The organism is Brucella lupini (assembly GCF_002252535.1).
Classification (GTDB): domain Bacteria; phylum Pseudomonadota; class Alphaproteobacteria; order Rhizobiales; family Rhizobiaceae; genus Brucella; species Brucella anthropi.
This window is the reverse complement of sequence record NZ_NNRN01000047.1, coordinates 111,679-125,288: the sequence shown is the minus strand read 5'-3', so window position 1 is coordinate 125,288 and position 13,610 is coordinate 111,679. Positions and strand designations below refer to the sequence as shown.

The window sequence follows — 13,610 nt, the reverse complement described above, 5'->3', positions numbered from 1 at the left end:
TGCTCTGCTCCCTTAAAACTGGACCGTTTATAATGAGAGTTTTCCGCGCTATTTTCCTGGCTGGGAGAAGGAGTGGAAGGCATGAAAGCATCGAAGTTTTCGGACGCTCAGAAGGTGTTTATTCTCAAGCAGGGAGATGACGGCGTTCCGGTAGCGGAAATCTGTCGCAAGAGCGGGATCAGCCAGGCAACTTATTTCAACTGGAAGAAAAAGTATGCAGGTCTGCTGCCTGATGAGATACGGCGGCTGCGCGCCTTGGAAGAGGAAAATACGCGGCTGAAGAGGATTGTTGCAGACCTCACGCTTGATCGGGAGATGTTGCAGGATGTGATCCGCCGAAAACTTTAAGGCCTGCGCGGAAACGTGATCTGGTGGCGGGAATGCTTGTTGATTGGGGAATATCGATCCGACGGGCCTGTGCAGCACTAAGCTTCGAAAGATCGACTATCAATTACAAGTCCCGCCGCACCGTGCAGGCCGCTGTTGAGAAGCGGATCAAAGAGATTTGTGAGACCCGTGTGCGATACGGTTACCGTCGCGTACACGTCCTGCTTCGTCGCGAGGGCTGGACCATTAACATGAAGAAAACACGTCGAATATACAATGAGTTAGGACTTCAACTCAGGAATAAACATCCGAAACGTCGTGTCAAGGCCAAGCTGCGTGAGGATCGTCAACAAGCGATCGGGCCGAATGATGTTTGGGCGATGGACTTTGTGCATGATCAGTTGGCAACAGGAAAGAAACTCCGGATTCTGACTATTGTCGATACGCATTCACGCTACTCGCCGGCAACCGATCCGCGCTTCAGTTATCGTGGTGAGGATGTCGTTCAGACACTTGAGAAAGTGTGTCGTCGTGCTGGCTATCCGAAGACAATAAGGGTTGATAATGGAAGTGAGTTTATTTCGCGTGACCTCGATCTGTGGGCCTATGCCAACAAGGTCACGCTGGACTTCTCCCGACCCGGAAAGCCGACGGATAACGGGTTCATCGAAGCCTTCAACAGTAAGCTTCGCGCCGAGTGCCTGAACGCACACTGGTTCTTAACGCTTGAAGATGCGCGCGAAAAGTTGGAGAATTGGCGTCGACACTATAATGAGGATCGTCCTCACTCGGCAATCGGATATAACGTGCCGATTGCCTTGCATAATCCCGATGGCGTCATCAGCCCGCCATTGGCATAAGAGCCGGAAAATTCTAATTCCCGGCGGTCCAATCTTGGGGCTCAGTGCAAAGAGCCGGAAAATTCTAATTCCCGGCGGTCCAATCTTGGGGCTCAGTGCAGAGCACTACAGATATCGCCGAACCTGATGGGGGTAAATTAGGGTTCGCCTATCCTGTAAATCAAAGTGGATTACCCGCACCGCTCTTGGACGAAATACTCACGTTCATGAAATCGAACGGGTCTATTGACCTCCTGATGGCTATAAACTTCTATGCCGGTGGTGGTGCAGAGTCTGCCGCGCTGGAATATGCCAAAGCCTATGCCTCCAAAAATGTCGACAAGTCTGCGTTAATCGTGCTCACGGATGGTGGTCCAAAGCGGCCACTTCCAGAGATGCCGAGTAACATATTAATAGTTGATTTAAACGATTGGGATGTAATTGATGCCATCCATAGAGAAGAGTTGCTCTATCTGATATTCCGGGCAATTCCATTACACGTTTTTCATATAATAAATTCTGTGACTGCCTACAATTTTCTGAAAAAACTTCCATCAAGATTCTTGAGCGATATAGATATTATTGCCAGCGTCTTTGCATTGCAGTTTGATCCAGACGATAATACAAAAATAATAGGTTACGCTCAAGATTTTCTACCGCCAAATATAGATAAAATCGATACTGTCGTTACAGACAATTTGCGGTTTTCCATTGAGGGGCCGTTGAAAATAGGCGTAACTGAACATTCAAAAAAATTTATTACTGTTTACAACAAGTCAAAACTCGACGGCATTTTAACCGTCAAGGATTCAATAGCACTATCATCCAAACGGAAATTCAATTCATCCGGCGGTGAAAAGCTAAAAGTTATTTGGGCTGGGCGTCTAGATAAAGAAAAGCGCGTAGATTTGCTCATTGAAGTAGCAAAAATGACTGAAGAATTTTGCGATTTCTACGTGTTCGGTGGAGCTGTCGTTGACGGTGGGTATGAAGCGGAACTCAATAAACTGAAAAATTTGGTTCTGTCTGGACCATATGAGAATCCCGTTGAATGGGACCAGAAAGTTTTGGGCAATGTATTCTTGTTTACTTCCGTCTGGGAGGGGATGCCGAATACCGTAATCGAAGCTTCGTATCTTGGATATCCGATAGTAGCATCAGATGTCGGTGGCGTTTCGGAATTAATAACGCCCTCGACGGGGTGGGCAGTGGATCGGTTCGCGTCAGCAAAGTTTTACGCTGAGGCGCTAGGAGAAATATACGCTGACCATGCTGAGGTGGAGAACCGAACCAAAAGGTTGATCGATTTAGTTCATAGCCGCCACAATGAGAAAGCTTATTTGAAATCTCTTTGTCAGATACCAGGTTATACAAAATTGAACCAATGAGAGCAGAGACTGACAATTAGTTAGCCGCCCTCTGAGGCGGCTTTTTCTTTGCCCAAGGTGTGCTTTGCACCGGTCGCGCGATCCTGTGATTTTCGGAAACCGCCAGAAGCATTTGCCGAAGCCTATCACCCAGATGACGCTCGGTAATCTGATCGACGTGCAGAAAAACTGGTTAAGCAAAGCTGGGTCAAAAAGAGCTGGAGCTATTCCACCGCATCGTCGGCGACAGGCGCAGCACAGTTCATGCGGGCAACATTGCAAGATTTGTAGAGTGAACTTGGACTTCGCGACACTTAACTGTCTGATAAAAATCTACAAAATCGACTCGACTTTCACTTATTAAAGCGGCGCGGTTATGAGAACTTTGTGGCCGGAAAGATAGGTCGCTCTGAATAGCCCCGAGTTTTGTAGACCCCTCGGGCTAGATTTTCTGCTGTTTCTCCAAACCTTTCGGGTGTGCCATTCGTTTCAACAACTTAGCAGTAAGGACGTGCCTACGCATTGCTTTGCATATTTCCCAAATTGACTGCCCCCGACCTCGTGACGTTTTTGCTCGCTCCGCTATATGTGGCTCGACATATCGGCATCACATTTCTGCAGTGGAATTTTTCTCATGAAGCATCACGCGCTCGTCTGGCTGCGTAACGATCTTCGAATCAACGACAATCCCGCACTGGATGCAGCCGCCGAAACAGGCGGCCATATAACAGCAGTTTACGTTCATGAGACCGTTGCCGAGATTCGGGCGCCCGGCGGCGCGGCGCGGTGGTGGCTCGATCAGAGCCTTGAAGCGATAAGAAAACAGCTGGCTGATCGTGGTATCGAACTTCTCATCGAGACCGGTGATCCGAGGGATATCCTCCCTCAGTTGATCGCGAAACTGGCCGTCACCGAACTGTTCTGGAACCGTCGCTACGCACCGGCGGAACGTGAATTCGATGCAAAACTGAAGTCACAACTCAAGGAGAGTGGAACCGGTGTAACCTCATTTCCTGGCAATCTTCTTCTTGAGCCCTGGGAGCTCAAGACGGCCAGCGATACGCCGTATCAGGTCTTCACCCCTTTCGCCAAAGCGTTGCGCCTCCACAACGTTCCCCGCCCGCTTTCGCGCAGGCAATGGAACGTTAAACCAACACAGGAAGCCCACTACGCGCCCAACGTTCCTGCCTGGGCGGAAAAGTTCGATGGGCTTTGGAATATTGGAGAAGACGCAGCGCGCGACTGCCTGCCACGTTTTCTGGAGAGCACGCTTTCCACCTATACCGAGGATCGCGACGTTCCCGGCATCGACGGAACTTCAAGACTTTCACCTCATTTGCGGTTCGGTGAAATCAGCGCGCGTCAGGCGTGGTATGCCACGCTGGCGTTTATGGACGAGCATCACTCTGCACGCGCTGGCGGTGAAAAGTTTCTGTCAGAGCTGATCTGGCGCGATTTTAATTATCACCAGCTCTATCACCGCCGCGACATCAGTCGACACGATATGCGTGACACACTGTCCGGCATCGCATGGCGCGATGATCGAGCTGCATTCGAAGCATGGCGTCGCGGACAGACGGGCTTTCCCATCATCGATGCCGGTATGCGTCAGCTTTGGGCCACCGGATGGATGCACAATCGCGTGCGAATGCTTGTGGCATCTTTTCTCACCAAGAATCTGCTCATCGACTGGCGAAAGGGTGAAGAATGGTTCTGGGATACGCTCGTGGACGGCGATATCGCCAGCAATCCGGGAAGCTGGCAGTGGGTGGCAGGCTGCGGCATGGACGCTGCGCCCTATTTCCGGGTGTTCAATCCGATCTTGCAGGGTGAAAAATTCGATGCCGAAGGACAATATGTCCGGCATTGGGTGCCAGAACTATCAGGCCTGTCCAACAAATGGCTGCACAAGCCGTTTGAGGCCCCCAAGGATGTGCTGACCAGCGCTGGAATTGCGTTGGGCAGTACCTATCCCAAACCAATCATTGATTTGCAGGCCTCACAACGGGAGGCCCGCAAACGGCTCAACAGCCAGCCGTAATCAACGCGCTTCCAGTCCGCCATTCTCAACGATAAAGTCGATGATTTCCGGCACGCCCTTGCCGCGATGGAGGTCGGTGAAACCGAATGGACGCTTGCCGCGCATGCGAGCCGCATCGCCTTGCATAATATCGAGATCGACGTGCACATGAGGAGCAAGATCACTCTTGTTGATCACAAGAAAATCTGACCGTGTGATACCCGGACCGCCTTTGCGCGGAATTTCCTCACCCTGACAAACAGAGATGACATAAAGCGTCAGGTCCGCCAGATCCGGCGAGAAGGTAGCAGCGAGATTGTCACCACCGGATTCGATGAAGACGATCTCCAGATCGGGAAATCGCCGGTTCATTTCGGCAATTGCCTGCAGATTGATGGAGGCATCCTCGCGGATTGCCGTATGCGGGCATCCGCCCGTTTCGACGCCCATGATCCGATCTTCGGACAAAGCCTGAGAACGCGCCAGAATGAGGGCGTCTTCCTGCGTGTAGATATCGTTGGTAATCACGGCGACCGAGTATTTATCACGCAGCGCTTTGCAAAGCTTTTCGGTCAGCGTCGTCTTTCCCGATCCCACCGGTCCGCCGATGCCGATACGCAAGGGTCCGTTTTTCTGTGTCATGTGCGAAAAAGCCTCGAATGTTGGGTTTCGTGTTTCATGGCCATGATGTCGCTAATGTAAGTCGCGGAACCAAGGTCACTCAATGAAGTTTTTTCTATTCGCGCCGCTGTTTCGGCGAGAACCGGCTCCAAATCCGACATTGTCGCAGTCACGCCGTTCTGCCCCATGACCGAAAGACGGATCGATGCCTGCAAAAGATTGATACAGAAGGCTTGCAGAAAGGCGGCGAGTGTCAATCCAAGCGATACTTTGTTAGCGCCCGCCACAGCACCGACTGCCACCGGATAGGGACAATCGGCTGGCAGGCGGTCGAATACAGAACTGGACCAGCTTTGGGCTGCAGCCAGAAACGCCTCGCCCTGCAGCATCGTCTCCATATGACGTTCGCGCGAACCGGCCAGTGCTTCGGCCAATTCTGCAACTTCAACAAGATCGCCTTTGGCAACCGCACGCCGCCAGCTTTCCGCGCAAAGCACGGCATCATTCCAGCCGGAGCCACGTGTTACAAGCCAGCGCAGCCAATCGCTCATTGTGGCGGTGTCTGCGACATAGCCATCATGGACGGCCCGCTCCAGCCCATGACTATAGCTGAACGACCCGACCGGAAAGACGGGCGACAGCCAGGCCATCAGCCGCAGCAAAGCGGTGGTGGTATCAGTCGTGGTGGTGGTGATGATGTTCATGATCGTGTTCGTGATGACCATGATGATGATCGTGGTCATGCCCATGGTCATGATGCGAATGGCCGCCGGAATAAGCACCGCGTAGGGGACTGAATATAGCCGTTACATCCGTAACTGTCGCACCAAGCCCCTCAAGCATCGCCTTTATGACATGGTCGCGAAGAATGAAGATGCGATCACTCTCGATCTGAGCCGCGAGGTGACGGTTGCCGATATGCCAAGTGAGTTCGGCAATATGCAGCGGATCACGCCCGCGGATTTCGTAAAGTTCCTCGCTTGCGGCGCGGATTTCAATCTCGCGTCCGTCATCGAGGACGAGCCGGTCGCCGTGCTCGAGCACAATTGGCTCTGCGAAATCGACGAGCACCTTCTCGCCGCCTTCCAGAACAATGGCCTTGCGCCGCAAATGACGTTCATCACGTTCGAGAACGGCATGGCCCGCAGGCACGGCATCGATCACCTTATCCGCACGAATAATGGCAGTGGCACGAAACATTTGTTTGCCTTTCAAGATCAGAACATGAAGTAGCGTTGCGCCATTGGCACGACGTCGACGGGCTCGCAGGTCAGAAGTTCGCCATCTGCGCGCACCTCATAGGTTTCCGGGTCAACTTCCATTTGCGGCATCGCATTGTTGAGGATCATGGAATGTTTGCCGATACCGTCTCTGGTATTGGCCACGGCAATCATCTGCTTGTCCACCCCAATCTTCTCTCGAAGCCCTTCATCCATTGCGGCCTGCGAAACGAAGGTAATGGACGTATTGGTGCGGGCTTTCCCGAATGAGCCGAACATCGGACGATAATGCATCGGTTGCGGCGTTGGAATTGAGCCATTCGGGTCCCCCATCGGCGCGGTTGCGATCCAGCCACCAAGCAGAACCATCTCCGGCTTGATTCCGAAGAAAGCAGGATTCCACAAAACGAGATCGGCCCGTTTGCCCACTTCCACCGAACCGATTTCATGCGCCATGCCATGGGCGATAGCAGGGTTGATGGTGTATTTCGCGATGTAGCGACGCGCCCGATAATTGTCATTTCCGGGCTTGTCGTCGGGAAGACTGCCACGCTGCTTCTTCATCTTGTCCGCAGTCTGCCAGCAGCGAATGATCATTTCGCCGACACGGCCCATCGCCTGACTGTCGGAGGAAATGATGGAGAACGCTCCCATATCGTGGAGGATGTCTTCTGCAGCGATGGTTTCCTTGCGGATACGGCTTTCTGCAAAGGCAATATCTTCAGGAATTGCCGGGGACAGATGATGGCACACCATCAGCATGTCGAGATGCTCTGCAATCGTATTGACCGTGTAGGGCCGGGTCGGATTTGTCGAAGCCGGCAACACGTTCGGATACTGACACACGCGAATAATATCCGGAGCGTGTCCGCCACCAGCGCCCTCCGTATGGAAGGAATGGATCGTGCGCCCCTTGAAGGCGTTGAGCGTGTCTTCGACGAAGCCGCCTTCGTTCAGCGTATCGGTGTGGATCGCAACCTGAACATCGAACCGGTCTGCAACCGACAGGCAATTATCGATCGCGGCTGGTGTCGAACCCCAGTCCTCATGCAACTTCAAACCACAGGCACCGGCGCGGATCATTTCTTCCAATGCACCGGGCAGTGAAGCGTTTCCTTTGCCGAACACGCCGATATTCATCGGCAGGCCGTCGAATGACTGGATCAGCCGGGCTATATGCCACGGCCCCGGCGTGCATGTGGTTGCAAGCGTGCCATGGGCAGGTCCGGTGCCGCCACCCACCATGCAGGTGATGCCTGCATTAAGTGCTTCATCCACCTGTTGCGGTGAGATGAAATGGATATGCGTGTCGATACCGCCCGCCGTGAGGATCTTGCCTTCACCCGCGATAATCTCCGTACCGGGTCCGATGATGATCGAAACGCCGGGCTGCGTATCCGGATTTCCGGCCTTTCCGATCACCGCGATACGCCCGTCGCGAAGCCCCACATCGGCTTTATAAATACCGGTATGATCGAGGATCAGAGCATTGGTAATGACTGTATCCATCGCACCGTCGGCGCGCGACATCTGGCTTTGTCCCATACCGTCGCGGATAACCTTCCCTCCGCCAAACTTCACCTCTTCGCCATAGGTGGTGAGGTCCCGTTCGACTTCGATAAACAGTTCCGTATCGGCGAGACGCACCTTATCGCCAACAGTAGGGCCGAACATTTGCGCATAGGTGGCGCGACTAATTCTGGCTGGCATGAAATGTCTCCGTCACCTGTTCTAAAGCTTTCCCATGACCATCTGGCGAAATCCGTAGATCTCGCGCTTGCCGCTCACGGGAACCAATGTCACGTCGCGTTCCTGACCGGGCTCGAACCGCACGGCAGTTCCGGCTGCAATATCCAGCCGCTGTCCGAGCGCCTTGTCGCGTTCGAAAGAAAGGGCCGCATTCACTTCGTAAAAATGAAAATGGCTGCCGACCTGGATGGGGCGGTCGCCGGTATTGGCGACCTTGATCGTGATGGTGGGTTGCCCCTGATTGAGTTCTATATCGCCGTCCTGCGTAATAATTTCGCCGGGGATCATGTCACACCTCACCCAGCCATCAGCATCAGGCCGCCAAGTGCGGTAGCGCCACCGGCCAGACGCAAAGCAATTTTGCCATTCCTGCCCGCCATAAGCCGTCCTGCGGCAAGGCCGACACCCATGCCAGCGGCGTGTAGCAGTGCGGTCGCAAGCGCAAATCCAGCCGCATAGGAGAGGAATGTCGCGCCTCCGATTTCCCCGCCGTGTGCATGACCGTGAAAGAAGGCGAAGAAGCCGGCAATAAGTGCGCCAACAACCGGAGTGACAGGGAAGGCAAGCGCCACCATAAGACCAAGCACGACCACCGAAGCCAGAATGACCGGCTCAACGAAGGGCAGCGGCATGCCCAGAAGTGCCGCCACAAAACCAAGCAGCATCACGCCGACAAATGCCGCTGGCACGACGAAGAGTGCCCGTCCACCGAGCATGGCGGCCCAAAGTCCTACCGCAACCATCGCCAGGATATGGTCCGCGCCGGAGAGCGGATGCGTGAAGCCCGCCGCAAACGAGCCATGTTCGGCCGGATTGAGATGGGCAAAGGCAGGGCTTGCGGTGAGTGCCATTGCCACCGCGGCAAGGACCGTAGTCTTCTTCATTATCGTACCTTTCAAAAAACAGGTTCGCCTCGGCGAAACCTGAAAATCAGCGGATCGGCTCGTGAACGGTGACGAGCTTTGTGCCATCGGGAAATGTGGCTTCGACCTGAATGTCGTGGATCATTTCGGGCACACCATCCATCACCTGTTCACGGGTGATGACGTGCGCGCCTGCTTCCATAAGATCGGCAACCGTGCGCCCATCGCGGGCACCTTCAACGACAAAATCGCTTATCAGTGCGATCGTTTCTGGATGATTGAGTTTTACCCCGCGCTCCAGACGGCGGCGGGCAACCATGGCGGCCATGGCGATCAAAAGCTTGTCTTTTTCCCTGGGCGTCAAATTCATGACTTCATTCCAACTTCATACTTTCAAAGCGGTATGCATTCCGCTGGCGTTAAAAGCGGCGGGATTGCCGCGAACTCAAAATGTCCAAACTTTGGGCAGTCCTGCCTTACCGTTAAGCAGGGCGAGCAATGGCCCCAGACGTTTGCGCAAGGTGTAACTATCCGGCGCGTGAAGCCGCATCATCAGTTTGGTTGCAGGGCCAACCTGCCAGAGGCTGGCACCGCCCTCCTCTCCAATGATCTGCCGGGCTGCTTCCAGATGTTTCCCGGCCTCCCCTGAAATCAAGAGCACGGTGGCGACTGCACAGGCCGCATCTGCCACCGGACGGGCTTGCAATTCGGCCCCAATATCCGGTCCCAGCCGAAACTCTTCTGCATGCACAAGCCTCCCATCGGGCCGCCCACCCAATCGCACACGCCAACGATCACTGAACATCGCTTCATCAACCCGCTCACCCATGGCAAGGCGCCCGAATATAGTCGCCTCCACCACCAGGATTTCCGCCCCCTCCTCCAGCTCGACATCCAGCGTTCGTGACAACACGGATTGATTGAACAGAATGGTTTCCTGCGGAAGCCAAGCAAGACGCGTGCCTTTTGCCGCCTTCAAACGCGTGGCAATGCGTGCCTCGCCGCCCCCTGAGCGATAGATACGCTCACAGGCCTGCGTGGTAATGACAGCCGAAGCGTTTTCGCCAAGCTCCACATCCCATTGCAGTCGGTCACCGCCCGTCAGCCCTCCTGATGTGTTGATCAGGATTGCTTCCAGCGGATCGCCTCCGACTTGCGGCATGCGGATCTTGGCTGCGCCTTCCTGGTAAAGCCTGGAAATGCGCGAACGCCCGTCCTTGAAATGTATCGAAAGCCCACCCAGCCCGTTGACGCGCTGCGAGGAGAGCTCCGCTAACTTATTGTTATTTATTATCATCTGCGCGAATCTCGTCTTGCTCTTCTAAAGCAGAACTGACCGCATAATAAAGGGGGGTGGGGGTGCGGCAGGACGCCGCCACATATTGGAAAGCTTGAAAATGTTTCATCAAAAGCCACGGCAATCCCACCCGAAGCAATGTTTCGGATGGGATTTATCGATCAGTTCCTCGGTCAAATACGCATTGCCGCCGGGTGCGTGACCGTCTTTCGATAGAGATGCCAGGTCGCATGCCCAAGGATGGGTATTACTACCGCCAGCCCGGCAAACATCGTGGCAAAACCGACGACCAGCATCGCAGTTACGATTGCAGCCCAGAGCAGCGATTCCATGGGGTTGCGCATGACAACACGCAACGATGTCGCAACCGCTGCCGCAGCGCCGCAATCCTGATCAAGCAGCATCGGGAAAGTCACAATCGTCGAGCACAGGACAACGATTGCAAAAAGCAAACCAATGCCACAACCGGCAAAAATCAGACTGCGTCCCTCTTCCGTTGACGACACCTGATTCATCAACATGGAGAAGCTCTCGGGCGGCATCGGCCCGAAATAGTGAACATAGAGATTTTGCGCCACCAGCAGCCAGACAATAAAGATTGCGAACAGAAAAGCACCGACAGCCACGATGGACGGCAATGCCGGGGAATGGCTCACATCGAGCGCACGTTTCCAGGATGTATCCAACCCTTCTTCACGGCGGCGGCTCATCTCATAAAGCGGCAGCGCAGCAATTGGCCCGATCAGGGCAAAGCCGGACATCAGGGGAAACAAGAGCGGTAACGCGTTTGCGTTCGTGCTCCAGTAAGTGATGAACAACCCCGCCAGCGGGTATATGAGGCAAAGGAAAACGTAATGCGATGGCTTTGCCCAGAAGTCGTTGAAGCCCAGACGCAGGGCATCAAATACATCTGCCATGCGAATGCGCTTAACTTCAGGATAAAAGGCTGATTGGTCTCGACCTGCAACAACATGAAACTGTGCCATGACGCTCCTCCTGCGGATTAAGCAGTCCTGACGGCAAGGAAACGGTCAGGACATGGCCTGCACGCAATTTCTGGCTTTCAACCGGTCACCGGACAAATCCGATTTCGTGACGCCAATTCGTCAGACCAGAGCCTGACGGTCTGGCGAACAGTATACATCGAAAAGACTGGTGGCGAAAGAAAAGCGGCTCAATGAGATTGAACCCCTGCGTGAACTGATCTCAAATCAGCAACCACACGCACTTTCCATTAGAGCGCATCCCGAAAAGTGTGAAACGGTTTTCGGAAAAGATGCGCGTAACAACAAATGATTAGAGCGCCGATTTGATCCAATCAGATCGAAACGCGCTTTAATGAAAGCACGGCAAAGCCAGTTTCTGGATTTTATTGGAAAATAATGGTGCTGCGAGAGAGGATTGAACTCTCGACCTCTCCCTTACCAAGGGAGTGCTCTACCACTGAGCTACCGCAGCAATCTCTTGAGTGCGGCGGACTTCTGCCACATCATTACGCAAATCGCAAGCAAGCAATTGCATTTCTTTTCACATAATGTGGAAATCTGCCGGACACGCATTTGAAAGCAGCTTTTCCGGCCCTTTTTCCCGTAGTAGAAGACCGCCATGAGCGAAAATACGACCAACAAAGAGAAACAAACCCAATCGGACCAGCGCAAAAAACGCCGGGCCGAGGAGTTGCGCGCGAATCTGATGCGCCGCAAAGCACAATCCAGATCACGTCGCGCAGGCGAAGCGGATGAACGAAACGACGGCATCACCGCCGCCAGCGACGACACAGACTGAGAATCGCACCATCAAAGCCTTCCTTGAAGATAGGGGGGCTCTGCGGTAAAAGCTCATTTCTGTTCTTCGCAGCGATGTCGTCCTATTGTGATTCGTATTTGACGTAATTTGGCCGCAAGACTCGTAATTTCATGACGCAACGCCACCGCGCCGTAAGGGCTGCCGGATTTGGTGAAAATTTATCGGGCAAGGTATCGGCCCAGAAGGTGACACAGCATGGATCGCATCAAAATCGTTGGTGGCAACAAGCTCAACGGCATCATTCCAATCTCCGGCGCAAAAAATGCCGCTCTGCCGTTGATGATCGCCTCGCTTCTGACCGACGATACGCTGACGCTCGAAAATGTGCCGCATCTGGCTGACGTCGAACAGTTGATCCGCATCCTCAGCAATCACGGCGTGGATTATTCGGTTAACGGACGCCGCGAACATCAGGATGGGGCCTATTCGCGTACGATCCATTTTACTGCCCGTAATATCGTCACCACCACTGCACCCTATGAACTCGTATCCAAGATGCGTGCGAGTTTCTGGGTTATTGCGCCGCTTCTCGCCCGCATGGGCGAAGCAAATGTTTCCCTGCCGGGCGGCTGCGCTATCGGGACACGCCCGGTCGACCTTCTCCTCGAAGCCTTATTAGCTCTTGGAGCCGACATCGAAATCGAAAACGGCTACGCCAAGGCGAAAGCCAGGAACGGTCTCGTCGGCGCACGCTATAAGTTTCCGAAGGTCTCCGTCGGCGCGACCCATGTCATGCTGATGGCAGCAGCCCTCGCCAAGGGCGAAACCGTCATCGAAAATGCCGCCCGCGAACCGGAAGTCGTCAATCTCGCCGACTGCCTTAATGCAATGGGCGCCAAGATCACCGGCGCCGGAACCAGCACTATCCATATCGATGGGGTCACCAACCTGTCGGGTGCGCGCGTTCGTGTTATTCCAGACCGTATCGAAGCCGGCACCTATGCCATGGCCGTCGCCATGACCGGCGGCGATGTGCTTCTGGAAGGTGCTCAGGAAAGCCAGCTTTCCGCCGCTCTCGAAACGCTGCGACAGGCCGGAGCTGAAATCACCGAGACCAACAGCGGCCTCCGCGTTGTCCGTAACGGTCATGGTATCCATCCCGTTGACGTTACTACCGACCCTTTCCCCGGTTTCCCGACCGACTTGCAGGCGCAGTTCATGGGCCTGATGACCAAGGCCAAGGGAACGTCGCGCATCACGGAAACCATTTTTGAAAATCGCTTCATGCACGTGCAGGAGCTGGCACGTCTTGGCGCAAAGATTTCTCTGTCCGGCCAGACTGCAACCGTCGAAGGCGTGGAACGCCTCAAAGGCGCGCAGGTAATGGCAACGGATCTTCGGGCTTCGGTTTCGCTTGTGATCGCTGGCCTTGCTGCTGAGGGCGAAACCATGGTCAACCGCGTGTATCATCTGGATCGCGGCTTTGAGCGTCTGGAAGAAAAACTGTCACGCTGCGGCGCGACAGTAGAACGTATCAGTGGCTGATCTGACCAAGCCGGAG

Annotated in this window: 14 protein-coding genes and 1 tRNA gene; 5 read left to right on the top strand and 10 right to left on the bottom strand. The window is 54.2% G+C overall.

The window, feature by feature from the left end; translation table 11 throughout:
• Positions 1 to 81: 81 nt before the first annotated feature.
• The 3 genes from CES86_RS14510 to CES86_RS14500 all read left to right on the top strand — a co-directional run bounded on the left by CES86_RS14510 (position 82) and on the right by CES86_RS14500 (position 4,574).
• Positions 82 to 1,187, top strand: a protein-coding gene (locus CES86_RS14510; RefSeq protein ID WP_094514756.1) for an IS3 family transposase whose coding sequence is annotated in 2 segments (ribosomal slippage) — positions 82 to 343 and positions 343 to 1,187 — 1,107 coding nt in all. Because the reading frame shifts where the segments join, the coding sequence is not laid out codon by codon here.
• Between the two features lie 95 nt (positions 1,188 to 1,282).
• The gene (locus CES86_RS14505) at positions 1,283 to 2,554 is read left to right on the top strand and encodes a glycosyltransferase family 4 protein (protein WP_094514746.1); all 1,272 of its coding nucleotides are present in this window, start codon (positions 1,283 to 1,285) and stop codon (positions 2,552 to 2,554) included.
• Between the two features lie 613 nt (positions 2,555 to 3,167).
• The gene (locus CES86_RS14500) at positions 3,168 to 4,574 is read left to right on the top strand and encodes a cryptochrome/photolyase family protein (protein ID WP_010658109.1); all 1,407 of its coding nucleotides are present in this window, start codon (positions 3,168 to 3,170) and stop codon (positions 4,572 to 4,574) included.
• On the opposite strand, the gene ureG is transcribed toward CES86_RS14500, so the two are convergent.
• The 10 genes from ureG to CES86_RS14450 form a co-directional block, all read right to left on the bottom strand.
• Positions 4,575 to 5,195, bottom strand: coding sequence for an urease accessory protein UreG (gene ureG / locus CES86_RS14495; RefSeq protein WP_010658108.1), 621 nt, complete (start codon positions 5,193 to 5,195; stop codon positions 4,575 to 4,577). It lies immediately after the preceding gene.
• A complete protein-coding gene (locus tag CES86_RS14490) occupies positions 5,192 to 5,878 on the bottom strand; it encodes an urease accessory protein UreF (protein ID WP_010658107.1) in 687 nt (228 codons plus the stop codon). The genes ureG and CES86_RS14490 overlap by 4 nt, the downstream gene beginning before the upstream one ends.
• Positions 5,850 to 6,374 (bottom strand): urease accessory protein UreE, encoded by a 525-nt coding sequence (gene ureE, locus CES86_RS14485; RefSeq protein ID WP_036563260.1) that lies wholly within the window; start codon positions 6,372 to 6,374, stop codon positions 5,850 to 5,852. Before ureE ends, CES86_RS14490 begins: the two co-directional genes overlap by 29 nt.
• Positions 6,375 to 6,391: 17 nt before the next feature.
• Positions 6,392 to 8,104 (bottom strand): urease subunit alpha, encoded by a 1,713-nt coding sequence (gene ureC, locus CES86_RS14480; RefSeq protein ID WP_010658105.1) that lies wholly within the window; start codon positions 8,102 to 8,104, stop codon positions 6,392 to 6,394.
• A 21-nt stretch (positions 8,105 to 8,125) separates the two neighbouring features.
• A complete protein-coding gene (locus CES86_RS14475; protein WP_010658104.1) occupies positions 8,126 to 8,431 on the bottom strand; it encodes an urease subunit beta in 306 nt (101 codons plus the stop codon).
• Between the two features lie 8 nt (positions 8,432 to 8,439).
• Positions 8,440 to 9,027, bottom strand: coding sequence for a HupE/UreJ family protein (locus CES86_RS14470; RefSeq protein WP_010658103.1), 588 nt, complete (start codon positions 9,025 to 9,027; stop codon positions 8,440 to 8,442).
• A 46-nt stretch (positions 9,028 to 9,073) separates the two neighbouring features.
• On the bottom strand, positions 9,074 to 9,376 hold the full coding sequence (locus CES86_RS14465; protein ID WP_010658102.1) for an urease subunit gamma: 303 nt from the start codon (positions 9,374 to 9,376) through the stop codon (positions 9,074 to 9,076).
• Between the two features lie 75 nt (positions 9,377 to 9,451).
• Complete coding sequence (locus tag CES86_RS14460) at positions 9,452 to 10,303, bottom strand: urease accessory protein UreD (protein WP_010658101.1); 852 nt, start codon at positions 10,301 to 10,303, stop codon at positions 9,452 to 9,454.
• 173 nt (positions 10,304 to 10,476) lie between these two features.
• Complete coding sequence (locus tag CES86_RS14455) at positions 10,477 to 11,289, bottom strand: DUF2189 domain-containing protein (protein ID WP_010658100.1); 813 nt, start codon at positions 11,287 to 11,289, stop codon at positions 10,477 to 10,479.
• Between the two features lie 397 nt (positions 11,290 to 11,686).
• A tRNA-Thr gene (locus tag CES86_RS14450) sits at positions 11,687 to 11,761 on the bottom strand.
• Positions 11,762 to 11,908: 147 nt separating this feature from the next.
• Between CES86_RS14450 and CES86_RS14445 the strand changes: the two genes are divergently transcribed.
• The gene (locus tag CES86_RS14445; protein ID WP_010658099.1) at positions 11,909 to 12,088 is read left to right on the top strand and encodes a hypothetical protein; all 180 of its coding nucleotides are present in this window, start codon (positions 11,909 to 11,911) and stop codon (positions 12,086 to 12,088) included.
• 216 nt (positions 12,089 to 12,304) lie between these two features.
• Positions 12,305 to 13,594, top strand: a complete 1,290-nt coding sequence (gene murA / locus CES86_RS14440) for a UDP-N-acetylglucosamine 1-carboxyvinyltransferase (protein ID WP_010658098.1) — start codon at positions 12,305 to 12,307, stop codon at positions 13,592 to 13,594.
• Positions 13,595 to 13,610 lie beyond the last annotated feature (16 nt).

Excerpts from the sequence above, each read along its gene's own strand:
- CES86_RS14500 (WP_010658109.1), top strand. The coding sequence starts at position 3,168 with ATGAAGCATCACGCGCTCGTCTGGCTGCGTAACGATCTTCGAATCAAC.
- ureG (WP_010658108.1), bottom strand. The coding sequence starts at position 5,195 with ATGACACAGAAAAACGGACCCTTGCGTATCGGCATCGGCGGACCGGTG.
- CES86_RS14490 (WP_010658107.1), bottom strand. The coding sequence starts at position 5,878 with ATGAACATCATCACCACCACCACGACTGATACCACCACCGCTTTGCTG.
- ureE (WP_036563260.1), bottom strand. The coding sequence starts at position 6,374 with ATGTTTCGTGCCACTGCCATTATTCGTGCGGATAAGGTGATCGATGCC.
- ureC (WP_010658105.1), bottom strand. The coding sequence starts at position 8,104 with ATGCCAGCCAGAATTAGTCGCGCCACCTATGCGCAAATGTTCGGCCCT.
- CES86_RS14475 (WP_010658104.1), bottom strand. The coding sequence starts at position 8,431 with ATGATCCCCGGCGAAATTATTACGCAGGACGGCGATATAGAACTCAAT.
- CES86_RS14470 (WP_010658103.1), bottom strand. The coding sequence starts at position 9,027 with ATGAAGAAGACTACGGTCCTTGCCGCGGTGGCAATGGCACTCACCGCA.
- CES86_RS14465 (WP_010658102.1), bottom strand. The coding sequence starts at position 9,376 with ATGAATTTGACGCCCAGGGAAAAAGACAAGCTTTTGATCGCCATGGCC.
- CES86_RS14460 (WP_010658101.1), bottom strand. The coding sequence starts at position 10,303 with ATGATAATAAATAACAATAAGTTAGCGGAGCTCTCCTCGCAGCGCGTC.
- CES86_RS14455 (WP_010658100.1), bottom strand. The coding sequence starts at position 11,289 with ATGGCACAGTTTCATGTTGTTGCAGGTCGAGACCAATCAGCCTTTTAT.
- CES86_RS14445 (WP_010658099.1), top strand. The coding sequence starts at position 11,909 with ATGAGCGAAAATACGACCAACAAAGAGAAACAAACCCAATCGGACCAG.
- murA (WP_010658098.1), top strand. The coding sequence starts at position 12,305 with ATGGATCGCATCAAAATCGTTGGTGGCAACAAGCTCAACGGCATCATT.